The sequence below is a fragment of the Roseateles sp. PN1 genome (genome assembly GCF_038419725.1).
GTDB lineage: Bacteria > Pseudomonadota > Gammaproteobacteria > Burkholderiales > Burkholderiaceae_C > Paucibacter_A.
The window spans coordinates 88,850-114,664 of record NZ_JBCARA010000007.1 but is presented as its reverse complement, the minus strand read 5'-3'; the positions used below and the strand labels follow the sequence as shown (position 1 = coordinate 114,664).

Annotated in this window: 21 protein-coding genes; 9 read left to right on the top strand and 12 right to left on the bottom strand. The window is 63.6% G+C overall.

What is annotated here, in order from left to right:
* Position 1: 1 nt before the first annotated feature.
* The 11 genes from AABB87_RS12660 to cyoA all read right to left on the bottom strand — a co-directional run bounded on the left by AABB87_RS12660 (position 2) and on the right by cyoA (position 11,655).
* On the bottom strand, positions 2-838 hold the full coding sequence (locus tag AABB87_RS12660) for a general secretion pathway protein GspB (RefSeq protein WP_341971582.1): 837 nt from the start codon (positions 836-838) through the stop codon (positions 2-4).
* Positions 839-896: 58 nt separating this feature from the next.
* Positions 897-2,654: an ExeA family protein gene (locus AABB87_RS12655; RefSeq protein ID WP_341971581.1), complete on the bottom strand. Its 1,758-nt coding sequence runs from the start codon at positions 2,652-2,654 to the stop codon at positions 897-899.
* A 40-nt stretch (positions 2,655-2,694) separates the two neighbouring features.
* The gene (locus AABB87_RS12650; RefSeq protein WP_341971580.1) at positions 2,695-3,759 is read right to left on the bottom strand and encodes an acyltransferase family protein; all 1,065 of its coding nucleotides are present in this window, start codon (positions 3,757-3,759) and stop codon (positions 2,695-2,697) included.
* Between the two features lie 245 nt (positions 3,760-4,004).
* Positions 4,005-4,763 (bottom strand): SGNH/GDSL hydrolase family protein, encoded by a 759-nt coding sequence (locus AABB87_RS12645; RefSeq protein ID WP_341971579.1) that lies wholly within the window; start codon positions 4,761-4,763, stop codon positions 4,005-4,007.
* Between the two features lie 32 nt (positions 4,764-4,795).
* Complete coding sequence (locus AABB87_RS12640) at positions 4,796-5,410, bottom strand: response regulator transcription factor (RefSeq protein ID WP_341971578.1); 615 nt, start codon at positions 5,408-5,410, stop codon at positions 4,796-4,798.
* Positions 5,403-6,737 (bottom strand): ATP-binding protein, encoded by a 1,335-nt coding sequence (locus tag AABB87_RS12635; protein ID WP_341971577.1) that lies wholly within the window; start codon positions 6,735-6,737, stop codon positions 5,403-5,405. The genes AABB87_RS12640 and AABB87_RS12635 overlap by 8 nt, the downstream gene beginning before the upstream one ends.
* The gene (locus AABB87_RS12630) at positions 6,727-7,542 is read right to left on the bottom strand and encodes an SURF1 family protein (protein ID WP_341971576.1); all 816 of its coding nucleotides are present in this window, start codon (positions 7,540-7,542) and stop codon (positions 6,727-6,729) included. Before AABB87_RS12630 ends, AABB87_RS12635 begins: the two co-directional genes overlap by 11 nt.
* A 4-nt stretch (positions 7,543-7,546) precedes the next feature.
* The gene (gene cyoD / locus AABB87_RS12625; RefSeq protein ID WP_341971575.1) at positions 7,547-7,945 is read right to left on the bottom strand and encodes a cytochrome o ubiquinol oxidase subunit IV; all 399 of its coding nucleotides are present in this window, start codon (positions 7,943-7,945) and stop codon (positions 7,547-7,549) included.
* Entirely contained in the window at positions 7,942-8,574 is a 633-nt protein-coding gene (gene cyoC / locus AABB87_RS12620; RefSeq protein WP_058718573.1) for a cytochrome o ubiquinol oxidase subunit III, read from the bottom strand. The genes cyoD and cyoC overlap by 4 nt, the downstream gene beginning before the upstream one ends.
* 26 nt (positions 8,575-8,600) lie before the next feature.
* Complete coding sequence (gene cyoB, locus AABB87_RS12615) at positions 8,601-10,604, bottom strand: cytochrome o ubiquinol oxidase subunit I (RefSeq protein WP_341971574.1); 2,004 nt, start codon at positions 10,602-10,604, stop codon at positions 8,601-8,603.
* Positions 10,605-10,680: 76 nt separating this feature from the next.
* Complete coding sequence (gene cyoA, locus AABB87_RS12610) at positions 10,681-11,655, bottom strand: ubiquinol oxidase subunit II (protein ID WP_341971696.1); 975 nt, start codon at positions 11,653-11,655, stop codon at positions 10,681-10,683.
* A 256-nt stretch (positions 11,656-11,911) separates the two neighbouring features.
* On the opposite strand from cyoA, the gene AABB87_RS12605 reads away from it, so the two are divergent.
* From AABB87_RS12605 to AABB87_RS12580, 6 genes are all read left to right on the top strand, one after another.
* On the top strand, positions 11,912-13,231 hold the full coding sequence (locus AABB87_RS12605; protein WP_341971573.1) for an MFS transporter: 1,320 nt from the start codon (positions 11,912-11,914) through the stop codon (positions 13,229-13,231).
* A gap of 137 nt (positions 13,232-13,368) precedes the next feature.
* On the top strand, positions 13,369-13,749 hold the full coding sequence (locus tag AABB87_RS12600; RefSeq protein WP_341971572.1) for a nuclear transport factor 2 family protein: 381 nt from the start codon (positions 13,369-13,371) through the stop codon (positions 13,747-13,749).
* Positions 13,750-14,069: 320 nt separating this feature from the next.
* A complete protein-coding gene (groES, locus tag AABB87_RS12595) occupies positions 14,070-14,360 on the top strand; it encodes a co-chaperone GroES (RefSeq protein WP_263540526.1) in 291 nt (96 codons plus the stop codon).
* 178 nt (positions 14,361-14,538) lie between these two features.
* The gene (groL, locus tag AABB87_RS12590) at positions 14,539-16,188 is read left to right on the top strand and encodes a chaperonin GroEL (protein ID WP_058718568.1); all 1,650 of its coding nucleotides are present in this window, start codon (positions 14,539-14,541) and stop codon (positions 16,186-16,188) included.
* Positions 16,189-16,394: 206 nt separating this feature from the next.
* Positions 16,395-18,401 (top strand): DUF1631 family protein, encoded by a 2,007-nt coding sequence (locus AABB87_RS12585; RefSeq protein ID WP_341971571.1) that lies wholly within the window; start codon positions 16,395-16,397, stop codon positions 18,399-18,401.
* A gap of 1 nt (position 18,402) precedes the next feature.
* Positions 18,403-20,640: a patatin-like phospholipase family protein gene (locus AABB87_RS12580; protein WP_341971570.1), complete on the top strand. Its 2,238-nt coding sequence runs from the start codon at positions 18,403-18,405 to the stop codon at positions 20,638-20,640.
* 29 nt (positions 20,641-20,669) lie between these two features.
* Here AABB87_RS12580 and yihA read toward each other — a convergent pair whose 3' ends face one another.
* Positions 20,670-21,437, bottom strand: coding sequence for a ribosome biogenesis GTP-binding protein YihA/YsxC (gene yihA, locus AABB87_RS12575; protein ID WP_058721999.1), 768 nt, complete (start codon positions 21,435-21,437; stop codon positions 20,670-20,672).
* A 67-nt stretch (positions 21,438-21,504) separates the two neighbouring features.
* Here yihA and AABB87_RS12570 point away from each other — a divergent pair, with 67 nt between their 5' ends.
* The 3 genes from AABB87_RS12570 to ccsB all read left to right on the top strand — a co-directional run bounded on the left by AABB87_RS12570 (position 21,505) and on the right by ccsB (position 25,802).
* Positions 21,505-22,125, top strand: coding sequence for a c-type cytochrome (locus AABB87_RS12570; protein WP_341971569.1), 621 nt, complete (start codon positions 21,505-21,507; stop codon positions 22,123-22,125).
* 132 nt (positions 22,126-22,257) lie between these two features.
* Positions 22,258-24,438 (top strand): cytochrome c biogenesis protein ResB, encoded by a 2,181-nt coding sequence (locus AABB87_RS12565; RefSeq protein ID WP_341971568.1) that lies wholly within the window; start codon positions 22,258-22,260, stop codon positions 24,436-24,438.
* Entirely contained in the window at positions 24,435-25,802 is a 1,368-nt protein-coding gene (gene ccsB, locus AABB87_RS12560) for a c-type cytochrome biogenesis protein CcsB (RefSeq protein WP_341971567.1), read from the top strand. The genes AABB87_RS12565 and ccsB overlap by 4 nt, the downstream gene beginning before the upstream one ends.
* Positions 25,803-25,815: the final 13 nt, after the last annotated feature.

The following is a 25,815-nucleotide window of genomic DNA, read 5'->3' as shown; positions in this document are numbered from 1 at the left end:
GTCAGAAATTGATGGAAAAACGTTGGCCCTTGTAGGACAGGACCGCGCCCTTGAGCTTGATTTGCTCCAGCGTCACATCCGGCGTCACCTTGTCGCCTTCATGCAAAACTTGGCCGTTGATGATGAGCATGCGGTTGGCGGGCGTATCGGAATACATGGCCCCGCCCGCGACCAGGGGCGGCAATTCTCGCCGAAGCGATTCAGGCAAGCTGGCCAGGGCCGGCGGTGCGGCATTGGCTGCGGGCATTTGTGCCGGTGCAATGACCGGGCTGCTGGACGGCGCGGGCTTGGCGTTGACCGGCTGGGGCTTGGTTTGGGACGGCGCTGTGGCCACGGGTGGGCTGACCGTCGGCTGAGCCAGCACGGGCGCTTGGATTGGCGCTGCTGCCGCGGGCAAGTTGCGAACTGGCGGCGGCACGGATGTCGCCACCGTTGGCATTGCTGCAGGCGAAGGCTGGGGGGCATATTGAGGCGATGGCTCAGGCGCGCTTGCGGCCGGCATCGACGACGGCACGGCAGGCGAGACTGGAACGGCAGGCGCCATGTTCGGACTTGGCATCGCCGCATTGCCGGCAGCCACCACGGGCGCTGGCGCCGGCTGGGGTGGCGGCGCGCTCAACCAACTGCGCAGCCCAAAGCCCAATAAGGCCAGCGCGCCCAATGCCAGCACTGCGGCCGCGGCCAAGCGCCAGCGGGCCCGGCCGGCGGAGCTGGTCTCGTCATCGTCCTGCTGGTTCAAATGGGCGCCGACGGTCTGGGCGTGCAAGGTGGGCACCGCGCTGCGTTCACGCTCGCGTTCTGACTCGGCGCGCCGCAAGGCATCAAGGATGTAGGACATGGTTAGATGGGTCGCTCGTTCGTTCGATCGATAGACAGTTCGTTCGTGGGCGAGTGCCTTACGGCCCCTGCAATTGCGGCTCAGGCACGGCGCCGACCCTGTTCAGTTGCATCACGGTGATGGGACCCGGCCAGCCGTCGCTGGGCAAGCCCTGGCTGCGCTGGAAGCGCGCCACCTTGGCGCGCAAGGCAGCGTCCAAGCGCTGGACGGCGGGCGCACTGGCTTTGCCGCCAGCCTTGGCCGACAGCTCACGCGGTGCCTCGCCCAAGGCCTGGCTGAGCTGCTGGTCCAGCCAAGTGAGTGCGGCGCTATTGCCGTTGAAGCTGGCTGCAGGCCCGTCCAGGCTGGCCGAGGCGCGCCACAAGGTGATGAACTCGCCCTGCCAGATGCGGCTTAGCTGAATCAGGCTGATCCGCTGCGTGATACCACCCGCCATCTGCAACGTGGCCGTTTGCGGGCCCAGGCTCAGCAGCAAGGCATAACGCGGCGCTTGCCCGGCGTCCGCGGCCAGGCTTAGCAAGCTGGGCCGACCCAGCAAACGCAGCAGAGCCAGGCCGCCGTCACGGCTGTAAAAGCATTGCAGCTGGGCGGCTTGCAGGGCGGCGCAGGGATCGCTGGCCTCGCGCAAGTCGCCCTCAAACTGCCATAGGCGGCCCAAGCCCTGCCAAGCTTCCCCGGCTTGCAGGGGCGCGGCAGGCGTCATCGAAGCGGTTGACGCCAAGACCACGGCTGAAGCCGGCACAGACGCAGCCGAGATGGCTGGCATGCTGGCGGCCACCACGCGAGGCACTGCGCTGGCTGACGCGAGGGGCGAGGATGCCGCCGCGGCCTTGTGCACCACCGTTGCGGCCAGCTTGGGTTCGGGCTCAGTTTGCGCCCGCAACCAAAGCACAACCAGCACCGTCGCCAAGACCAGCAGGCCCGCCGCCATCCAGAGGCGCTGAGGCTGCTGCTGCCCTGCTGCCGCTGAACCTGAGGAAAGCGCAGCGGCCTCGCCACCAAACACCTCCTCAGCAGCCCGGTTCAGCGTGGCCACACTGACCTTGCTCTGGCCCTGTGAATAGGCCCCCAGCAGGGCGCGGTCGCAGAGCAAATTGATGCGCCGTGGCACACCACGCGAGAGCTGGTGAATCCGCTCACGCAGCTTGCCATCAAACGGCGAGCTGCCGCGCAGGCCAGCAACGGTCAGGCGGTGCTTGATGTATTGCCCCGTCTCGGCGGCCGACAAGGCCGGCAGATGGAAGCGCGCGATCACCCGCTGCGCCAGCTGTTCCAGCTCGGGCGCGGCCAACATGCCGCGCAACTCGGGCTGGCCGATCAGGATGATTTGCAGCAGCTTGCGCTCGCGGGTTTCCAGATTGGTCAACAGGCGCAGCTGCTCCAACACCTCGGTGGACAGCAGCTGGGCCTCGTCGATGATCAAGACATTGTTCATGCCCACCGCGTGGGTGCGCAGCAAAAACTCGTTGATGGCATCGACCAGCTGCTTGACGCCCTCCCCTGCGGCGGGAGCACTGTCGCGCGGCCGGATGTGGAACTCCTCGGCAATGGTCTGCAGCAACTCCAGCGCCGTCAGCTTGGGGTTGAAGACATAGGCCACATTGCACTTCTTCGGAATCTGCTCAAGGAAGCAGCGGCACACCGTGGTCTTGCCGGCGCCGATCTCCCCGGTCAGCAGCACAAAGCCCCCGCCACCGCGCAGGCCGTAAAGCAAATGCGCCAAAGCCTCCCGGTGCCGCTCGCTCATGAAGAGGTAGTGCGGGTCGGGGGCGATGGAAAACGGTTCTTGTTTGAGGCCGAAGAATTGGGCGTACATGGGCAGAACGGGAGGCTGGGACTGCAAGGGCGACTGGCTATCAGGCACGGCCGGCCTTGACGGAACCAGCGCTCGCAGCGGCTTTGCCCTCCACCCAGCGCCGCAGGCGCGGCCCAAAAGGCTTTTCGATCCAGACATGGATGGCTACCGCCAGCACCAAGACCAGGGCAATCACCACCGCCAGCACCAAAGGCGTGTTGTCGATTTGAGCGCGCAGCTGTTGATAAAGCATGATGCCGAAGAATTGATGAATCACGTAGACCGGGTAGGTCAAGGCTCCTGCCCAGAACGTCAGGCGCGAAGCGGGCAGGCGCCAGCGATCAAAGGCAATGGCGGTGAAGATGAGGTAGATCACCGTGATGATGGCGACCACGATCCAGGGATTGGCCTGACCGCCCTCGCCGCCACTTTCTCGCAGGGCGCTGGCCAGCGCCAGGCCATAGCTCGCCAGCAAGAGCAGCACCCGTCGCAGGGTCAGGCCTTGCGTGCGGATCAGGTAGAACATGCCGCCGGCCACAAACAGCGGCGCCCATTTGGCATCCAGCCACAGCTCCAGCGGCCAGGCCGGGCGAATCAGGTCGACCAGGGCCACCGCCAACCAGGCCAGCATCAACCATTCGATCCGCCGCATCTGCTGCAGGCGCAGCACGATCCAGATGTAGGCGTAGAAGTGCAGCTCCACCGCCAGCGACCAGTAGGCACCATCCACAAAGGGGATGTTGAACCAGTGCGGCAGCATGCTCAGATTGACCAGGAAATGCGGCAGCGAAACGGCAAAGCGGCTTTCACCCAGCCACCAGGCCGTGCCCGCCGTCAGGCAAACCGCCACCCAAAAGGCCGGGAACAAGCGCGCCACCCGTGAGGCAAAGAACTGCCGCGGCGTGGCGCCTTGCGCCGACATCAGGATCACAAAGCCACTGATGACGAAGAACAGATGCACGCCCAGATAGCCGTAGCGCATCACGGCCTCTATCTGGGGGTAGTCCACATGGCTCATCCAGCCCGCTTGTGGCGCACGCGAGAGGAAGTGGAAGAGCAGCACCGATGCGCAGGCGATGCCTCGCAGCAGGTCGATTTCGTGAAAGCGGTGGGCAGATTTACTCATGGCGGGCCAAGTTCAACCTAGATTCGGCAGTTGGACGCATCCGAAGGGGTCGCTAGGCAGTGCGCGGATAAGGCGCGCCGACGAAGTGGGCTCCTGCCCACGAGGAGAAGCAACGCGGTCCGCGTACTGCCTAGCGAGCCAGGCGGCTGCGTAGCGCTGTGACCCAAATGGTGAAGGTCCTTGACCGGAGTAGCGATAGTCAGCATGTAGGCTTCCAGAAAAGACCAAGCGGTCAACTGCCGAATCTAGGTTGAATGCGCGCATTGTGCGTGCTTCGGCAAGTCCGCCTGAATTGCGACCGCCAAACGCCCATAGCCGGCAGCAGAGAGATGAATGCCGTCGGTCGCCGCCAGTTCGGGGCTCAGTGCGCCGAGCCCATCGCCCAAGGCCTCCAGCGACACGAAACTGCAGCCCGGTCGAGCCGTGCACAAGGCCTGCAAGGCCGCATTCAATGCGGGCCTGGCCGGCTGCGTGGACGGCGGCAGACCCAGCAAGCTGACCGTGGTGGTGGCCGGAATCTGGGCCAGCACCGCCGACAGGGACGCAGCAGTCTGCGCGGCCGAGCGGCCGGTCACCAAATCATTCGCCCCCGATAAGAGCACGATGTGGCGCGACTGCTTGACCGAGGAATAGGCGACTATGCGCTGAGCTAGGCGCTCGGCTGGTTCCCCCGCGATGGCGAAGTTGCTGACCTCGGCACCCAGCGCCGAGCCGGGCAGGCCTTGCAGATGCGAGTCCCCGAACAGCAGAACCGCGCAGGGGCCGGCCTGCGACTCACCTCGCTGTTGAGCCAGGGCGAGCCTTTGCTCGTAGTCGATTTGCGCCAAGGCCGGCAGGCCCAAGCGCCAGCGCAAACCATCGGCCATGCGCAAGTAAAGCGCGGGCTGAGCCAGCAGCAAGAACAGCAGCGTCAAGGCACCCAGCGCAAAGGCCGTCAGCACGAGCCAGCGCTGGCGCTTGGCTTGGGCTGGGTCAGCCGGGCGGAGATTTGGTTCGGGGCGCACCGCAAGCGCTCAATGCGATGAAGCCAGGCGCATCACTTAACCCGCTGCTTTTCAAGCTTGCGCGCCAGGGTGCGGCGATGCAGGCCCAGGCGGCGGGCCGCTTCCGAGATATTGAAGCCAGTGGCGGCCAGGGTCTCGTGGATGTGCTCCCACTCCAGCGTTTTGATGGAGGTTGTGCGCTCGGTCAGTTCCACCTCCACATCGCCCTGGGCGCGCGCGAACGCGGCCTCGATGTCATCGGTATTGGCGGGCTTGGCGAGGTAATGGCGGGCGCCCAGCTTGATGGCCTCCACGGCGGTGGCAATGCTGGCATAGCCGGTCAGCACGACGATCAGCATCTGCGGGTTGTGGCCATGCAGCGCCTGCACGCAGGCCAGGCCAGAGTCGCCACTGGCCAGCTTGAGGTCCACCACCGCAAATCCCGGCTTGTGCTGTGCCAGCAAGGCCTGCATCTGGGCCAGATCGGCAGCGCGCAGCACCCGGTAACCGCGCCGCTCGAAGGAGCGGATCAGGGTGCGGGCAAAGGCATCGTCGTCTTCGACGATCAGCAGCAGGGGCTGCTCTTGAGGCGCAGCCAGTGGGGCACCTGCGGCAGGACCAGGAGCAGGATCAAGTGCAGATGAAGCGGCGGTCAGGGGATCAGGCATGGCCAATTGTTTCACGCCAGCTCAAAGCCGCCAGCGGCAGGCTGATTTGCACCTCGGCGCCGCCCTGCGGCAGATTGCGAGCCTCGATATGCCCGCCCAGGGTACGCGCCACATTGACCGACAGAAACAGGCCCAGGCCGCTGCCGGGCCGGCCCTTGCTGGAGTGATAGGGCTTGCCGAAATTGGCCAGGATCTCGGGCGCAAAACCCGGTCCCTGGTCGCAGACCAAAAGCGTCAGCCAATCGTCGGCGCAGCGCACCTGCAGGGCAATGGGCTGTTGGGGCGCGGCTTCGAGCGCGTTGTCCAGCACATTGGCCAGCATCTGTTTGAGGGCGGTGTCGGAGATGATGGCTAGGTCGGGCGTGTCGAGGCGCTCGTAAGCCAGCTGTTGGCCGGGCCGGGTCTCGCGCCACTCGGCCACCATGCCGTCCAGAAAAGCATGCAGCGTGGTTTGACCAGGCGCCTCGCCGCGCGACTCGCCGGCCGCCAGCAAGATGCCGGTGACGATGGACTTGCAGCGGGTCAGCTGGAACTGCATCTCTTCGATTTCCTCACGTAACTCGGGGTCGGCGGCGAAAGGCGCCATGCGCGACCAGTCGCCCAGAATCACCGACAAGGTAGCCAGAGGCGTGCCCAACTCATGCGCCGCGCCGCTGGCCAGCAAGCCCATGCGGATGATGTGCTCGTCTTCGGCGGCGCGTTGGCGTAGATCGGCCAGATGGCTGTCGCGCTGGCGCAGATTGCGCCCAATGCGGTGAATGAAGATCACCAGCAGCGTCGCGTTCAACATGAAGCACACCAGCAGTCCGCCGATGTAGTGCACCGACAGGGATTGCCGGCCCATATCCGGCAGGCTCAAGGGGCGGTGCCAGGCCGTCAGCACCAAGAAGCAAACGCAGGTCAAACCTACCATGGCCCAGATATAGCGCGGCCGCAGCAGCATGGCGCCGACGGCCAGCTGCAACAAGTACAAAAAGATAAAGGGGTTACCGACACCGCCGCTGAAGTAAAGCTGCGCGCTCAGCACCAGCACATCCACCACCAGGCCGGCCAACAACTCGCCGTTGTGGATGGTGCCGCGCGCCCGCAGCAAGCGCAGCCAGCAGGCGGCGTTGAACAAGGCCAGGCCAGCCAGCAGGATGAGCATCTCGCGCAGCGGCAGCCGCTCTTGCAGCAGCAGCTCGGCGGTGAGGATGGTGGCCAATTGCCCGGCCACGGCCAGCCAGCGCAGCTGGATCAGCTGCAGCAAATTACGCCGCCCGGCCAGGTTCTCAGGCGCAGCGGCAGCTTCTTCTTGGCGGGAGGTGGCGCGGGGGTCAGTAGGCATGGCGTGCTTGTCTCAGCCGCCATTCTGTACGAGCGAGAAAAGCCGCCGCGCCCAGCACCATCAAAGCCAACCCAAACCAGGTGATGGCGTAAACCAGATGGTTGTTCTTGAAGCTCAAAACGGTCAGGCCGGCACGCGGCCACTCCGGCTGCTCGGGCGCAGCCACCGCATCCACGAAGAAGGGTGCTACATCGCCGCTCAGGCCACGGGCCTGGGCGATGGCCGCCACATCGCGTGAATACCAGCGCGCCTGCGCCGGCTGGTTCTTTTGCAGCAGGCTGCCGACGGGCTCAGTCAGGCGCAGCAAGCCAATCACCGTCTGCGACTCAGTCGTCGGCTTAGGCGCCGGCCGGCTGGCGGGCGCCACCTGCTCCGCGCCCACATAGCCACGGTTGACGATCACCCAGCCGCGCGGCTGCCCCTCAAGCTCAATAGCCATCGGGGTCAGCACCCAGTAGCCCGTGCCTAGCTCGGTGCTGGCACGCACCAGGGTTTCCTGCTCATGGGCAAATCGGCCCTGTAGGCGGACGCGGTGATATTCAAGCGCTTGCTGCTGCGCCGGCGTCCACTGCGCCCATTGCGCGGCGGATGGCGGAGGCACGGGCGCCGCCTGCTGGGCCTGGCTGATGCGATTGATCAGCGCCTGCTTCCAACTCAGGCGTTGCAGCTGCCAATTGCCAAGCGCGAAAAAGCCTGCACAAAGCAGGCCGGCCAGCAAAAGCAAAATCGCCACCACCCAGCGCGGCCGCGCAGCGCGGGGCTGTTCGGCACCCGCGTGTTGGCTGTTGGCTGGGTTTTGGCTCACGGCATCAAGGCGCGATGCGCGCCTCGCCCATGCTGTGGGTGGGCATCATATTGGCGTTCATATGGTGCATGACCCAGATCGAGCCGACCAACAGAATCAGCACCATCACCAGCGTGAAGATCAGCGCCAGCATGGACCAGCCGCCTTCGACCTTGGCGTTCATGTGCAGGAAATACACCATGTGGACGACGATCTGCACCGCCGCAAAGCCCATGATGACCAGCCCGGTCATGCCCGATGTCGGCAAGACCTTGCCCATCACCAGCCAGAAGGGGATGGCGGTCAGGATGACCGACAGCAAGAAGCCAATCACATAGCCGCGCACGGTGGCGTGGTAGCCGCCGTCGTCGTCATGGCCGTGATCATGGTCAGCATGACCCTCATGTTGATGCTGCGCGCTCATGGCATCACTCCCATCAGATAAACAAAGGTGAAGACACCGATCCAGACCACGTCCAAGAAGTGCCAGAACATCGACAAGCACATCAGACGGCGCTTGTTTTCCACCGTCAGGCCCAGCTTCTTGACTTGCAGCATCAGCACCACCAGCCACACCAGGCCGAAAGTGACGTGCAAGCCGTGGGTGCCCACCAGGGCGAAGAAGGCCGACAAGAAGGCGCTGCGCTGCGGGCCTGCACCTTCATGGATCAGGTGATGGAACTCATACAGCTCCAGGCCCAGGAAGGCCAGACCGAACAAGCCGGTGATGGCCAGCCAGGTCAGCACGCCCTTGATGCGGCCATGCTGCATGGCGATCATGGCCATGCCATAGGTGATGGAGGACAGCAGCAGCGCTGCCGTACCCGCAGCCACCAGGGGCAGGCTGAACAGATCCGCGCCCGAAGGGCCTGCCGCATAACTGCGGCCCAGCACGGCGTAGACGGCGAACAGCACGGCAAAGATCAGGCAGTCGCTCATCAAATAGAGCCAGAAGCCCAGCAGCGTGCCTTGCTGCGGATGGTGCTTGCCTTCGGTGTCAAAGAAGCGCGGGGCGCCCGTGACCGCGTCGGCGGTGAGGATGTTTGAACTCATCGTTTCAGTCTCGCTAATTCCTGGCTTCAGGCAAGAGCCGCCAGGGCCTTGCTGCGGGCATCTTCACAGCGCTTGACTTCATCCGCGGGGATGTAGAAATCGCGCTTGTAGTTGAAGGTGTGCTTGATGGTCGCGGCCAACACCGCAACGAAGCTGGCAATCACCAACCACCAAATCTGCCAGACCAAGGCGAAGCCGCAGACCGTGGCCAGGCCGGCCAAGATGATGCCTGCCGAGGTGTTCTTGGGCATATGGATTTCCATAAAGCCACTGGTCGGGCGCACCGCGCCGCGCTGCTTCATGTCATGCCAAGCATCAAGCTCATGCACGATGGGCGTGAAGGCGAAGTTGTAGTCCGGCGGCGGCGAAGCGGTGGACCACTCCAGCGTGCGGCCACCCCATGGGTCGCCAGTGTGGTCGCGCAGAGCTTCACGGTTGCGGTAGCTCACCACCAGTTGGATCAGGAAGCTGGCGATGCCAATGGCAATCAACACGGCGCCGAGGGCCGCGACCTGGAACCAGATCTGCAGCGACGGGTCATCGAAGTGGCTCATGCGGCGGGTCACGCCCATCAGGCCCAGCACATACAGCGGCATGAAGGCGAGGTAGAAGCCCACCAGCCAGAACCAGAACGAGCACTTGCCCCAGAACGGGTCGAGCTTGTAGCCGAAGGCCTTGGGGAACCAGTAGCTGATGCCGGCCATCATGCCGAACAGCACGCCGCCGATGATGACGTTGTGGAAGTGGGCAATCAGGAACAAGCTGTTGTGCAGCACGAAGTCGGCCGGCGGCACCGCCAGCAGCACACCCGTCATGCCACCGATCACGAAGGTGACCATGAAGCCCATGGTCCACAGCATCGGCACATCAAACTCGATGCGGCCACGGTACATGGTGAACAGCCAGTTGAAGATCTTCGCCCCCGTGGGGATGGAGATGATCATGGTGGTGATGCCGAAGAAGGCATTCACGCTGGCGCCCGAACCCATGGTGAAGAAGTGATGCAGCCACACCAGGTAGGACAGGATGGTGATGACCACGGTGGCGTAAACCATCGAGGCATAGCCGAACAGACGCTTGCGGCTGAACGTAGACACCACTTCCGAGAAGATGCCGAAGGCGGGCAAGATCAGGATGTAAACCTCGGGGTGACCCCAAATCCAGATCAGGTTCACATACATCATGGCGTTGCCGCCCATGTCGTTGGTGAAGAAGTTGGTGCCGAGATAGCGGTCCAAGCTCAACAAGACCAGCACAGCGGTCAGCACCGGGAAGGCGGCCACGATCAGCACGTTGGTGCACAGCGAGGTCCAAGTGAAGACGGGCATCTTCATCAGCGTCATGCCGGGCGCACGCATCTTGACGATGGTGGCGATCAGATTGATGCCCGATAGCGTCGTACCCACCCCCGCGAGCTGCAGTGACCAGATGTAGTAATCCACCCCCACACTCGGGCTACCCAAAATGCCCGACAGCGGCGGGTAAGCCAGCCAACCGGTGGCGGCAAACTCGCCGATGAACAGCGAGGCCATGATCAGCACGGCACCGCTGGCCGTCATCCAGAAGCTGAAGTTATTCAGGAAGGGGAAAGCCACATCGCGGGCACCGATCTGCAGCGGCACCACGTAGTTCATGAAGCCCGTCACAAAAGGCATGGCCACGAAGAAGATCATGATCACGCCGTGGGCGGTGAAGATCTGGTCGTAGTGGTGCGGCGGCAGGAAGCCGGCGTTGTCACCGAAGGCGATGGCCTGGTGGGCGCGCATCATGATGGCGTCGGCAAAGCCGCGCAAGAGCATGACGATCGCCAGCACGATGTACATGATGCCGATCTTCTTGTGGTCGATGCTGGTCAACCAATTGCGCCACAAGGGGCCCCAGGCGCGGTAGTAAGTCATCGCGCCGGTCAGGCCGAGGCCGCCCAGGATCACCATGACAAAGGTGCCGAGGATGATGGGATCGTGCGGAATGGCGGCCCAGCTGAGGCGACCAAAAAGCAGCGATGTCGAGGTGTTGGGGGAGTCAAGCATGGGCTTCTCTCGGAGTTCTAGCATTGCGGGCCGCTGGCCGCTGTGTCGGTGACACGGCGGCCGGCAGCCCGGCGAATCAGGGCTGTGCGTTACGGCTGGCGTTGGCCGCAGGCAGGTACTGATCGAGGTTTTGCGGGGTGCACATGGCGGCGACAACGCTGCGTTCGCCGTCACGCCAGGCTTGGCGGCGCACGCCGTCCACCCCGCCCTTGCCGGTGCCGCCCGCGGCGTCGATGGCCATCATCTGGCCCATGCACATCTTGTTGGTATCCACGCAGCGGTTCAGGATGGCCTGATACAGGCCCTGCTCCACCTCGGCGTAGCGGCGCACCGGCTCACGGCCGCTGGGCTGCTCAAGCTGCTGGTAGACGCTGCGACTCAGCAGCCCACCTTCGGCCTTGTTCTTGGCAACCCAGGCGTCGAAGTCTTCGTGCGACAGCCCATGGAACTTGAAGCGCATATGCGAGAAGCCGGCGCCGCTGTAATTGGCCGAGAAGCCGTCAAAGACGCCCGGCTTGTTGATGACCGCGTGCAACTGCGTCTGCATGCCGGGCATGGTGTAGATCTGACCTGCCAGCGCCGGGATGTAGAAGCTGTTCATCACCGTGGAGGCGGTCAGCTTGAATTGAATCGGGCGATCCAGCGGGGCGGCCAGCTCGTTGACGGTGGCAATGCCCTGCTCCGGGTAGAGGAACAGCCATTTCCAGTCCAAGGCCACCACTTCCACCACCAGCGGCTTCACATCAGCAGCCACCGGGCGGCCGGGCGCGATGCGATCCAGCGGGCGATAGGGGTCCAGCTTGTGGGTGCTGATCCAGGTGATGGCGCCAAGTGCGATGATGATCAGCAAGGGCGCGCCCCAGATCAGCAACTCCAGCTTGGTGGAATGATCCCAATCCGGCTTGTACGTGGCGGCCCGATTGGCCTGGCGGTAGCGCCAGGCGAAGAACAAGGTCAGGAAGATCACCGGCACGATGATCAGCAACATCAGCAGCGTGGAGGTGATGATCAGCTGAGCTTGTTGCTGCGCGATGTCGCCCGAAGGCTTCATCACCACCATATTGCAGGCCGCCAGAGGCAGCGTTGCAGCCAGCACGCCGAGCCGCTTCAGACCTGTGGGACCGGCCTGAGTCAATTTTGGGGAGGGGACGGGAGTCATTGGTAGTTACCAGAAAAGGCGGGAAAACGCCATTGCGTACCCGGCCGAAATGTATCTTGATTGAGCTAGGTCAACGATTGGACATTTTGTCCTAGGGGTCCCGCCGCTCTCGTAAGAGGGTTTTCTCCCAGCAACCTTTGCAACCGCCATGAACAGCTCAGCCGCCTACCCGCTCCCTGCCGGCCAACCGGCCAGCCATTCCCAAGAACCCAGCTCCGTGGCCCCGGGTGATATCGCCGTCGGCGTCATCATCGGTCGCGCTTCGGAGTATTTCGACTTCTTTGTCTTCGGCATCGCCTCGGTTCTGGTCTTCCCGGCCGTGTTCTTCCCCTTTGCCAGCCGATTGGATGGCACGCTTTACGCCTTCGCCCTGCTGGCCCTGGCCTTTGTGGTCCGGCCGATTGGCACGGTGCTGGGCATGCAGGTTCAGAAGCACTTCGGCCGCAGCACCAAGATGACCCTGGCGCTCTTCTTACTGGGCAGCTCTACCGCGGGCATGGCGATGCTGCCCAGCTACACCACCATCGGCAGCAGCGCCATCGTCCTGCTGGCCATCTTCCGCATCGGCCAAGGCCTGGCGCTAGGCGGCTCCTGGGACGGCCTGCCCTCGCTGCTGGCCATGAATGCCCCGGAAGGCAAGCGCGGCTGGTACGCCATGCTGGGCCAACTGGGCGCACCGCTGGGTTTTGTGATTGCGGCCGGCCTGTTTGCCTATTTGTGGGCGAATCTGGACGGCGCTGACTTCTTCAGCTGGGGCTGGCGCTACCCCTTCTTCGCCGCTTTCGCCATCAATGTGGTGGCCCTGTTCGCCCGCTTGCGCCTGGTGCTGACGCACGAGTACGAGCGCGAACTCGAAGCCCGCGAGCTGGAGCCCTGCAGCGTGCGCGAACTGCTCAGCCAGCAAGGCGAGAACATCGCCATCGGCGCCTTCGCCAGCCTGGCCAGCTACGCGCTCTTCCATCTGGTGACGGTGTTCCCGCTGTCCTGGGTGTCGCTGTACTCCGAGCAGACCATGGGCGAGTTCCTCAGCGTGCAGATCGTTGGCGCCCTGCTGGCGGCAGCCGCCATGCCAATTTCGGGCCTGATCGCCGACCGCATGGGCCGGCGCAGCTTCCTGGGCAGCCTGGCCACCGTGATCGGCCTTTTCAGCCTGCTGACGCCCTGGTTGCTGGGCGGCGGCACGGCGGGCCAAGACAGCTTCATCCTGGTCGGCTTTGTGCTGCTGGGCCTGTCCTACGGCCAGGCGGCCGGCGCGGTGACCTCCAACTTCCTGCCCCGCTTCCGCTACACCGGCGCCGCCCTGACGGCCGATCTAGCCTGGCTGATCGGCGCCGCCTTTGCCCCGCTGGTGGCGCTGGCCTTGTCGGCGCGCTTCGGCCTGGGCGCTGTCAGCCTCTATTTGCTGTCGGGTGCGGCCTGCACCTTGCTGGCCTTGCGGGTCAACCGCTTGAAGTCGCTGCGCGACTGAGGAGAAATGCCCCGGCTTCGCGGCCGGGGCAGCCATTCGCCTGAACTACTTGCGCCAACTGCGCCTGTTGAAGGCAGAGAGCACCCTAGCAAGACGGTAACCTTTGGCGCTCAAGAGTAGCCACTAGAGGAACCCAGATGTCGGCCGACACGCTAGTTCGCACCCTTTCCCAACTCGAAGGCGAGTTGCATCTTCCGGGCGTTCGAAAAAGCGCTTCAAGAATCAACGCATTGCTTCATGCCGACTTTGAAGAAGTTGGCCGGTCCGGGCGCCACTGGAACCGCGCAGCCATGGTCGACATGCTGCTCAGCGAGTCAGTACCTGTAGAAGTGGTCGCTGACAACTACGTCGCAACAGAGTTGCAAGCCGGCGTTGCCCTACTCACCTACCGAGCCGCTCATCGTCAAGCGAATGGCACCTTGGCTCGCCACACCTTGCGCTCCTCCATCTGGATTTGGGTTGGAGACGGTTGGCAAATGCGTTATCACCAAGGCACCGCAGCTGCGCAAACTTGGTGAACGAACACAAGCGCATCCGCCTTCACCCCAGAAGGGAGGCCCACACCCAACTCCCCTCGATCACCCACCCCAAAGTCCTGCAGCCAGAACCAGCCCACGCTGGCGACGCAGCACTGTTCAGCCCAGAGCCGATCGAAGCTCCCCGCCCGGCAAACGCCCACCGCGCCAAGGGTGGGTCTTGAATTGACAACTCTCGCCCCTATAATTCGATTGCTAGCACTCGCATCCCGTGAGTGCTAACGACTCAAATTCAGCGCAGCCGAGACTTTTCTCGGCTGTTGCTTTGTTGTCAGCCCTGACCAATATCTCAAGGAGATGTGATGAACCTGCGTCCTCTGCACGATCGCGTGATCGTTAAGCGCCTCGAACAAGAAACCAAGACTGCCTCGGGCATCTTCATCCCTGACGCCGCCGCTGAGAAGCCGGACCAAGGCGAAGTGCTGGCCGTCGGTAACGGCAAGCGCAACGACCGTGGCGACCTGATCGCCCTGAACGTCAAGGTCGGTGACCGCGTTCTGTTCGGCAAGTACAGCGGCCAGACCGTCAAGGTCGATGGCAATGAACTGCTGGTGATGCGCGAAGAAGACCTCTTCGCCGTTGTTGAGAAATAAAGCTACTGCGCGACGCGCTGGCGTCGTTGGACGGTGCTCGGAATCCTCACGTGCAGGAAGCACGTTCCGGTTCCTCCGCGCCATCCGCCTAGCCAGCACGCCGCTCGCTACGCTTTCTTTCTCAACAACTAATTGCTAAAGAGAGCGTGGTCCCAATTCACGAATTTGGAGAATTTTCATGGCAGCAAAAGACGTAGTTTTCGGCGGCGAAGCCCGCGCACGCATGGTTGAAGGCGTGAACATCTTGGCCAATGCGGTCAAGGTGACCCTGGGCCCCAAGGGCCGCAATGTGGTGCTGGAGCGCTCGTACGGCGCCCCGACCGTGACCAAGGACGGTGTGTCCGTGGCCAAGGAAATCGAGCTGAAAGACAAGCTGCAGAACATGGGCGCGCAGATGGTCAAGGAAGTTGCTTCCAAGACTTCTGACAACGCCGGTGACGGCACCACCACCGCCACCGTGCTGGCTCAAGCCATCGTGCGCGAAGGCATGAAGTACGTGGCCGCCGGCATGAACCCGATGGACCTGAAGCGCGGCATCGACAAGGCTGTGACAGCCCTGGTCGCCGAGCTGAAGAAGGCTTCGAAGGCCACCACCACGTCCAAGGAAATCGCTCAAGTTGGCTCGATCTCGGCTAACAGCGACGAGTCGATCGGCAAGATCATTGCTGACGCGATGGACAAGGTCGGCAAGGAAGGCGTCATCACCGTCGAAGACGGCAAGTCGCTGGACAACGAGTTGGACGTCGTCGAAGGCATGCAATTCGACCGCGGCTACCTGAGCCCTTACTTCATCAACAACCCTGAGAAGCAAGCCTCGCTGCTGGACAATCCTTTCGTGCTGCTGTACGACAAGAAGATCTCCAACATCCGTGACCTGCTGCCTACGCTGGAGCAAGTGGCCAAGTCGGGCCGCCCGCTGCTGATCATTGCTGAAGATGTTGACGGCGAAGCGCTGGCAACTCTGGTGGTCAACACCATCCGCGGCATCCTGAAGGTTGTGGCCGTCAAGGCTCCTGGCTTCGGCGACCGCCGCAAGGCCATGCTGGAAGACATCGCCATCCTGACGGGCGGCAAGGTCATCGCCGAAGAAGTCGGCCTGACTCTGGAGAAGGTCACTCTGGCCGATCTGGGCCAAGCCAAGCGCGTCGAAGTGGGCAAGGAAAACACCACCATCATTGACGGCGTCGGTGCTGCTGCTGACATCGAAGCTCGCGTCAAGCAAGTGCGCATCCAGATCGAAGAAGCGACCAGCGACTACGACCGTGAAAAGCTGCAAGAGCGCGTGGCCAAGCTGGCCGGCGGCGTTGCACTGATCAAGGTTGGCGCTGCCACCGAAGTCGAAATGAAGGAAAAGAAGGCCCGCGTTGAAGACGCCCTGCACGCTACCCGCGCTGCTGTGGAAGAAGGCATCGTGGCCGGTGGTGGCGTGGCTCTGCTGCGTGCCAAGCAAGCTGCAGGCAAGATTGAAGGCGCCAACGCCGATCAAGACGCCGGCATCAAGCTGGTGCTGCGCGCCATCGAAGCGCCCCTGCGCGAAATCGTCTTCAACGCCGGTGGCGAGGCTTCGGTCGTTGTCAACGCCGTGCTGAACGGTTCGGGCAACTACGGCTTCAACGCTGCCAACGACACCTATGGCGACATGATCGAAATGGGTATCCTGGACCCGACCAAGGTGACACGTACTGCTCTGCAGAACGCCGCTTCCGTCGCTTCGCTGATGCTGACGACCGAGTGCATGGTCGCAGAAACACCGAAGGACGAAGCAGCCGGCGGCGGCATGCCTGGTGGCATGGGCGGCATGGGCGGCATGGGCGATATGGGCATGTAAATTCAGCGCCAGGGCTAGGTCGGGCTGCTTGCAGCAAGACCTGACCCTCAGCACTGTTTGCCAAGAAGGGCCGCAGCAATGCGGCCCTTTTTTTATGCCCGCGCCCGCCACTGCGCTGCCACCCGATCAGGGGGATGCTCACCGAAGCAAGCCCGGCGCGGCGCTGGCCGCCGCCATAATGCACGCTTACTCGCCCAAGCCGATTCATGCCCGCAATCACCCTGAACGACATCCTGGAAGAAGCCCACGCGCAGCTGCCGGGCTTGAGTCGTGCGCTGTTGAACAGCATCCAGGATGAACTCAAGGCCAAGCCGCAACACTTCTTGCTGCAAGACCCCTGGCGGCGCTTGCAGCACAGCTTCATGGCGGACTTCGAGTCCTCGCTGCGCACCCTGCTGGACCCCCGCAATATCAGCGATGCGCCTTTGCAAGCGCCGTCCCTGGCCGGCCTGAACAGCTTGAGCCTGGTGGATGAACGCCAGGCCCTGCAAGACGTGGCCATCGCCCACGTGATCACCACGGTGGAGCAGCACTGCCTGCCGGAGCTGCACCAGCTCGGCAACTTCTTCGCCGCCCTCCGAGGCACCGCGCGCGCCCGCAAGAACGACAACCCACTGCGCCCGGGCCTGTTTGCCCAGGCCTTGCTGACTGCATTTTCCAGTTTCGATTTCGATGCCGAGCGCCGCTACGGCCTGATGCAAGCCGCCGCCACGCCGCTGGCCGAAGGCCTGCACCGGCTCTACGCCCAGCTGTGCGCCAAGCTGCGCGCAGCCGAGGTAGGCGATCTGCTGATCAGCCACGCCTCCAACATCCAGGACAAGAACGCGGACTTGCGCTTCATCGAAGCCCGCCGCATCACCGAACCCGCCACCCTGGACGGGCTGGCGCGGCGCGTGCATCAGCGCAATACCCAGGCCGCCGGCCTGGACGGCAGCGCCGCTGCGGAGCCTGTTTTCATCAAGGTCGGCGGCCGGGATCTGCTGAGCCGACTGTATGAACAAATCCTGGCCGACCCCCGCCTGCTGCCGCCACTGAAAGCTTTGCTGGCCCGCCTGCAGGTAGCCGTGGTGCGCTTGTCTCGCACCGACACCAGCCTGCTGCACCGCCAAGACCACCCGACCTGGCGCCTGCTCAACCGCGTGGCCGCCCACGGCATGGCGTTTGAGCGCCCCGACGACGAGGCGCTGCAAAGCTTTTTGCACTTCATGGACGGCGAGTTACCGCTCCTGATCGACAGCGCCACGATCAGCGCCGTGCTGTTTCAAACGGTGCTGGACCGCGTTGACGCCCACATCAGCACCCAAGTGCAACAGCGCAGCAAAGGCAGCGTTCAAGCCCTGGCCTCGCTGGAGCGCGAGCAAAGTCGCAGCGAATGGCTGCAGTTGCTGAACGAGCAAATCCGCGCGCAGATCGTCGGCGCGCCGCTGGGCCCGCGCCTGCTGCTGTTCTTGCAGACTCAATGGCCCAAGGTCATCACCCAAGCCATGGTGACGCATGGCCCCGACGCCGAGCCGGTGACGGCCTGGGTCGACTGGGTGGATCGCCTGCTCGACAGCCTGCGCGAACTCCCAGCCGAGGCCGACCGCATCGCCTTGCGGCAAAAGCTGCCTGCGCTGATCGACGGCTTCCGCCAAGGTTGTGAGAGCATTGGCTTGGCGCAAAGCGCCAGCGACCCGGTGCTGCAAGAGCTGATGCAACTGCACGGCCGCATCCTGCGTGGCCTGCCCGCCCTGCCCCCAGGCTACAAGCTGCCGCCGCAAGCCGCGCCGCAGGGCGATGGCCATCAGGCGCCAACGCCCGAAGCCCAGCTGACCCGCTTGCTAGAAGAGCGCGAATCACGCCAGCCCGATCACTGGACCAATACCAAGGTCGACCGTGGCCAGCTGCCTACCGTGCCGGTGCAGCTTTACGACCAGCCCGCTTCCGCACTGGCCAAGGCCGCCGTGGCAGCCTGGATGGACGGCCTGCAGGTGGGCAATTGGTACCACCTGTTCAGCCAGGGCGAATGGCTGACCGCCCAGGTCGCCTGGGTCAGCGAAAGCAAGCAGTTCTATTTGCTGGTCGGTCAAGACCCCGAGGAGCGCCGCTCACTTACCCGCGGCGCGATCGAGAAGCTGCTGGCCAACGGCCTGATCACCATCCTGGATGAAAGCAGCCTGGTGCAGCGCGCCGTCGACACCTTGATGCAAGACCTGGACGAAGGTGGCGGCTAAAGTGTTTCTGCGCCGCTTCGGCTGGCTGGCTTCGATTTGTGTCTTGGTGGCTTTGCCGGCAGCTGCACAGTCAGAGCCCGAGAGCAGCCCCAACAAAATCGGCCTGGTGCTCTCCGGCGGCGGCGCCCGTGGCCTGGCCCATGTGGGCGTGCTCAAGGTGCTGGAGCGAGAGCGCATCCCCGTTGATGTGATTGCCGGCACCTCGATGGGCGCCATCATCGGCGGGCTCTACGCCAGCGGCATGAGCGCCACTGATCTCGAGCGCGAATTGCTACAAGTGGTCTGGGGCAATATCTTCGCGGGGCGAGTGGATCGCCAATTGCTCTCGCAACGCCGCAAGGAGGAAGACTTCGAGTTCTCCGCCGCTGTCGAGCTGGGCATGCGGGACGGCGAGATTCGCCTGCCGCAAAGCACACTGTCGAGCCGCGGCCTGGAGATCTTGCTGCGCCGCTTGACCATGCCGGTGCGCCACATCAGCAATTTCGATCAGCTGCCCACGCCCTTCCGCGCTGTGGCCACCGATATGGAAACCGGCGCGCAAGCCGTGCTGGGCGACGGCGACTTGGCGCTGGCCATGCGCTCGAGCATGAGCGTGCCGGCGGTATTCGCCCCCATCGAGGTGAACGAGCGCCTGCTGGGCGATGGCGCCCTGGTCAACAACCTGCCGGTCGACGTGGCGTGGCGCATGGGCGCGCGGCGCCTCATCGCGGTCAATGTGGGCACGCCCTTGGCGGGGCGCAAGGCGCTGACGTCCTTGCTGGGCCTGACCGGGCAGATGATCAATATCCTGACCGAGCAGAATGTGCAGCACAGCCTGGCCGCCTTGCTGCAGACCGATATTCTGATCACGCCGCGGCTGGATCAACTCGGCGCCGGCGACTTCGAGCGCAGCAAAGACTTCATCCAAGCCGGCGCTGCCGCGGCCGAAGCCATGCTGCCGCAGTTGCGCGAATTGGCCCTGGCGCCCGAGGCCTACGCCGCCTGGCAGCTCAGCCGCATCCAGATCACCAAGTCCGACCCGCAAATCAAGAGCATCGAATTTGCCGGCACCGAACTCACCCACCCGGAGCGCTTCAAGGCCCAGCTGGAATCCGCCCCGGGCCAGGTCTTCAACACCGAACGCGCCGAGCGCGACTCGCGCTTTCTGGCCTCCTCGGGGGACTACGAGCGGGTGGATTACCACGTGGAAGGCCGCCCCGGCGGCGACGCCCTGGTCTTCACCATGGACGACAAGTTCTGGGGTCCCAACTACTTCCGCATCGGCCTGGACCTGAGCACCGACCTGGACGGCGAAAGCGCCTTCAATCTGCGCGTCTCGCACAACCGGCATTGGCTCACCCCCACCGGCACCGAATGGCGCAACCAGCTCACCATCGGGCAAACGCCCCGCCTCTTCAGCGAGATCTATCAGCCGCTGAGCTTTCAGCTGGGCCGCTCCAACGACTGGTTTGTGTCCGGCTGGGGCGAGTTGGAACGCCACAACTTCACCATCTACCGCGAGACCTCGGACATCGCCGCGGCCCGGCTGCAGCGCCAATCCGCCACCCTGGGCTTCGACCTCGGCCAGCCCTGGGGCAGCCTAGGAGAACTCCGCTTGGGGCTCAAGCACCAGACCTGGCGCAATAGCGTCAAGCTGATGACCATCGACCTGCCGGACGCGCGGATTGAAACGCCTTGGCATGAAGCCGGCCTGCGCCTGCGCCTGGTGGTGGACCAGCTGGACTTTGCCAACTTCCCGCTCAGCGGCTACCGCCTCTTGGTCGAAGGTATTGGCGGCAAGCAGTCCGGCGGTGATGTACGTAACGCCGATTTCCAGCGGGCCGAAATGCAGGCCACCTGGGTGCGCAGCTGGGGCGTGCACACCCTCAATCTGCACACCCGCGGCTTGCTGGCAATTCAGCCGGAAGACTCGGCCCAAGGCCCCTTCTCGCTCGGCGGCTTCCAGCTGCTGTCGGGTTATCAGCCGGGCCAGCTGGTCGGCGACACCTTGCTGTTCGGCCGCGCCAGCTATTACCAGCGCTTGCGCGACAACCCCTTGTTCGCCCGCGGCTTCTTCCTGGGCGGCTCTTTGGAGCTGGGCAATGCCTGGAAGCGCAGCGATCCCCTCAAGCCCCGCGATCTGCGCCCGGCGGCCAGCCTGTTTGTGGGCGCCGACACGGGTTTAGGCCCGCTGTATCTGGCCCTGGGCTATGCGCCAAAGGGCAGCACCGTCGTCTATCTCTTCATCGGCCGGCCCTGAGCCAAGCGCCCAGGGCTGCCGAAGAGTGATCAGCTCGCGGCGGCGGGCGCCGGAGGTGCGGCATCGGCAGGCTCAGCCTCTTCAGCGGTTTCGGCCGCTGGCTGCGCCTTGGGGTGCGCCCACTCATGCAGGGCACGGGCAACGTCTTCCACGCCCTTCTTCTTCAGCGCCGAGAACAAGGTCACCGACACATCCGACTCCTCGGTGACGATGCCGCCCAGGAAGTCTTGCGTTGCGAACAGCGCCGCATCAGCCTCTTTGCGATTGAGCTTGTCGGATTTGGTCAAGAGCACCAGCAGCTTGATCTCGCCGTTACGCACGCGCGGTGTCACGAATTCCAGCAGTTGCTTGTCCAGCTCGGTCAGGCCCAGGCGTGAATCCACCATCAGCACCACGCCGGAGAGGCTGCGGCGCGTACCCAGGTAATCGGCCATCACTTTTTGCCAACGCAGCTTGGCCGCCTTCGCCACGGCCGCGTAGCCGTAGCCGGGCAAGTCGGCGAACCAAGCGTCGGCGGCGTCCTTGGGGCCGAGCTCAAACAAATTGATGTGCTGCGTGCGACCAGGCGTCTTGGACGCGAAGGCCAGACGCTTTTGCTGGGCCAGCGTATTGATGGCGGTGGACTTGCCGGCGTTGGAGCGGCCAACAAAGGCAATCTCGGGCAATTCATTGGGCGGCAGGTGCACCAATTCGCTGGCTGTGGTCAGGAATCGTGCGGTGTGGGTCCAGCCCAACACCACCTTGTCGGAAGGATCAGCCACAGGGGTTTGTTGCGGCGTTGCAGAGGTGTTGGTCATGATTTCGCTAGCAATGTAATTTGCCATTGTAAAATCCTTGGGTTGCGCTTACCGAATCAATATAAACATGATGAAGATTGCTGCTTTTGTGTTGCCCGGCCTGTTGGTCAGCTCCATCGCTTTTGCGAATGAGGCCACAGCGCCCTCCAAGCCCGACCTGGCCAAGGGCCAAGCCATCTCCACCCAGGTTTGCGCAGCTTGCCATACGGCAGACGGCTCGCGCGGTCTCCCGGCCAACCCCATTCTGCAGGGCCAGCATCCGGAGTATCTGGCCAAGCAGTTGACCGAGTTCAAATCGGGTGTGCGCAAGAACGCAGTGATGCAAGGCATGGCCGCCACGGTGTCGGATGAAGATATCAAGCATGTCGCGGCTTTCTACGCCAGCAAGCAGGCCAAACCCGGCTTCGCCAAGAACAAAGAAACCGTCGCCCTGGGCGAGAAGATCTACCGCGGCGGCATTGCCGACCGGCAGATTCCCGCCTGCGCCGCCTGCCACAGCCCCAACGGCGCTGGCATGCCCGCCCAATACCCGCGCCTGGCCGGCCAGCACGGTGATTACACCGAGGCTCAGCTGATCGCCTTCCGCTCCGGCGCCCGCGCCAACAACGCCCAGATGACCGGTGTGGCGGCAAAGATGAATGACCGCGAAATCAAGGCCGTCGCCGACTACATTGCCGGCTTGCGCTGAAGCGCCGGTCGTCCCCTCGACTAAGTCCACGCAATGAGCTGACGGCAAAGGCCGGTGAATTTCACCGGCCTTTTTTGCATCCCGACATGCCTTCCACCCGCTTTGCCCCAGCATTGCGCATTGCCTCCTGATATGACCGAACCCACCCTCAGCCCGGCGGCCGACTCCCCATCACGCCGCCACTCCGCCGGCCGCGAGTTGCTGGACCTGCTGGCATCGATGCGCTTTGCCGTGTCGCTGTTCGTGGTGATTTGCATCGCCTCCATCATCGGCACCCTGGTCAAGCAGCGCGAGCCCTTGAACAACTATGTCAATCAGTTCGGTCCGTTTTGGAGCGAAGTGTTTGGCAAGCTGGACATCTACACCATCTACGGTGCCTGGTGGTTCCTGCTGATCCTGGCGTTTTTGGTGATCTCCACCAGCCTGTGCATCGCGCGCAATACGCCCAAGATCCTGCACGACCTGCGCAATTACAAGGAACATGTGCGCGAGCAATCGCTGCAGTCCTTCCACCACAAGGCCCTGGGTCACCGCGATGGCGGCACCGAGGCGGTGCTGGCCCAGGTCGGCCACATGCTGGCCAGCGACGGTTGGAAAGCCAAAATCCAGGTGCGTGACCGTGGCGTGATGGTGGCCGCGCGCAAGGGCTCGGCCAATAAGATTGGCTATATCGCCGCGCATTCGGCCATCGTACTGATCTGCCTGGGCGGCCTGGCGGACGGCGACCTGCTGGTCCGCGGGCTGATGCTGGTGCAGGGCAAAACGGTGTACGAGGGCGCTGGCCTGATCAGCGACGTCAAGCCCGAGCACCGTCTGCCGCCCGGCAACCCGGGTTTTCGCGGCAATATGATGGTGCCCGAGGGTGGCCGCGCTGGTACGGCCATTCTCTCCATGCCTAACGGCGTGGTGCTGCAGGACCTGCCCTTCGATCTGGAACTCAAGAAGTTCATCGTCGAGTATTACGACACAGGCATGCCCAAGCTGTTCGCCAGCGACGTGGTCATCCGCGACCATAAGACCGGCGCCGTGAGCGAGGCCCGCATCAAGGTCAATGAGCCGCTCAATGTGCGCGGCATCAATATCTACCAAAGCAGTTTCGAAGATGGCGGCTCTGCGCTCAAGATGACGGCGCTGCCGATGCAAAGCGGCGGCAAGCCCCTTGAACTCGAAGGCCGCGTGGGCGGCAGCAGTGTGCTGAAGGCCGAAGGCCAGCCGCCGCTGACGCTCGAATTCACCGGCCTGCGCGTCATCAACGTCGAAAACCTGGCTGGCGACGCCAATGGCGCAGGCAAAGGCACCGATGTGCGCCGGGTTGATCTGGTCAACTCGCTCAACAAACATTTGGGCAGCGGCGCACCGGACAAGGCCGATAAGCAACTCCACAATATCGGCCCTTCCTTCAGCTACAAGCTGGTGGATGCCGCCGGCCAGCGCCGTGAGTTCAACAACTATATGGTGCCGGTGGAATTGGACGGCCAGCGCGTCTTCCTGGCCGGCGTGCGCGAGAACCCCAACGAGGGCTTCCGCTATCTGCGCATTCCCGCCGATGAGCAGTTCAGCCTGCAGGGCTGGATGAACCTGCGCGCCGCCCTGCTGGACGCTCCCTCGCGCGCCAAGGCCGCGCGCCGCTACGCCGAGATGGCCACGCCCGCCGACAAGCCGCAGATGCTGCCGCAATTGCAGGCCACCGCCGCCAAGGCCTTGGGACTGTTCGCGGGTGCCGAAAAGTTCAAACCAGCCCCCAAGCCCGGCAGCCCAATGCCTGGCGCAAACGCCGAATCGGAAATGATGGGCGGCCTGCCAGCCCTGTCCAACTTCATCGAGGCCGAAGTCCCCGAGGGCGAACGCCAGCGCGTTAGCGAGGTGCTGCTGCGCATCCTCAACGGCAGCTTGTTCGAGCTTTACAAAATGACACGTGAGCAAGCCAAGCTCAGCGCGCCCGCCACCGATGCAGCCACCCAGACCTTCATGACCCAATCGGTGCTGGCTTTGTCAGACAGCATGTTCTACCCTGCCCCGGTACTGCTGCAACTGCAAGACTTCAAGCAAGTGCAGGCCAGCGTGTTCCAGCTCGCCCGGGCGCCCGGCCAGAACTTGGTCTATCTGGGCGCGGTGCTTTTGATCATCGGCGTGTTTGCGATGCTTTACATCAAAGAGCAGCGGCTCTGGATTTGGCTGGAAAGCGCACCCGGCCAGCCCGAAGTCACGCGTGTGCGCATGGCGCTGTCCAGCACCCGCGAGTCCCCCGATACTGCGCAAGACTTTGAGCAACTCAAGGTCGCGCTGCTGAAGGAAGAGAAAGAAGGCGTATGAATACCGCGAGCACCACCCTCAAGTCCGGCATGACCATCGGTCGTCAGGGCTATTTCTCCGGCCGAGATGCCTTGGACTGGATCTTTGCCGCCATCGTGCTGATCGGCGGCCTCTACGCCTTCAATCGCTATCACGCCTCGATGGATGGCTACGAAAAGGCCATTCTGCTGTGCGCCATTCCGGCGCTGATTGCCCAGGGCTGGTTCTGGCGACCGCTGAGGTTTTTGACGGTCGCGGTGGGCGCCGCCAGCTTGCTGGCCATCAATATTTATTTGCAGCACACCGACAGCTTCGGCGCCGACCTGGCCGCCGCCGACAAAGTGTTCTGGCTCAAATACATGCTCTCCAGCCAAAGTGCCATTCTGTGGATGAGCGTGCTGTTCTTCATGGCCACTTTGTTCTACTGGGGCGGCTTCTTCACCAAAAAGGGTAGCGACAGCACGGCCGAAATCATCGCCTCCAAGCTGACTTGGGGCGCCGTCTTCATGGCCTTGGTGGGCACCATGGTGCGCTGGTTCGAGAGCCACCAGATCGCGCCCGATATCGGCCACATCCCGGTCAGCAACCTCTACGAGGTCTTTGTGCTGTTCGCCTGGATGACGGCGCTTTTCTACCTGTACTACGAAGCCCGCTTCAAGACCCGCGCCCTGGGTGCTTATGTGCTGCTGGTGATCAGCGCGGCGGTGAGCTTCTTGCTCTGGTACACGGTTGCGCGCGATGCGCATGAGATCCAGCCCCTGGTGCCGGCCCTGCAAAGCTGGTGGATGAAGATTCATGTGCCCGCCAATTTTGTCGGTTATGGCACCTTTGCCCTGGCGGCCATGGTGGGCCTGGCCTATCTGCTCAAGACCGCCTCGCAGCGCTCGCTCTTGATCGGCCTGATTGCACTGCCCCTGGGCGTGGTCGCCGCCATTCTGGCCGCCCGCTTTGGCGCCAATCTGGGCCCCGACACCATCGCCGGCCTGGACGGCTGGGCCCGCAAGCTCGGCGGCACCACCGCCTTCTTCGGCCTGTGCATCGTCCTGCGCAAGCCGCTGACGGCCCGCCTGCCCGAACTGGTGGCGCTGGACGACCTGATGTACAAGGCCATCGCGCTGGGCTTTGCCTTCTTCACCATCGCCACCATCCTGGGCGCCTTCTGGGCTGCCGAGGCCTGGGGCGGCTACTGGAGCTGGGACCCAAAAGAAACCTGGGCGCTGATCGTCTGGCTCAACTATGCGGCCTGGCTGCATATGCGCTTGATGAAGGGATTGCGCGGAGCGGTTTCGGCTTGGTGGGCACTGGGTGGCTTGCTGGTCACCACCTTCGCCTTCCTGGGCGTCAATATGTTCCTATCAGGCCTGCATTCCTACGGCACCCTTTGACCCCCGCCCCCCC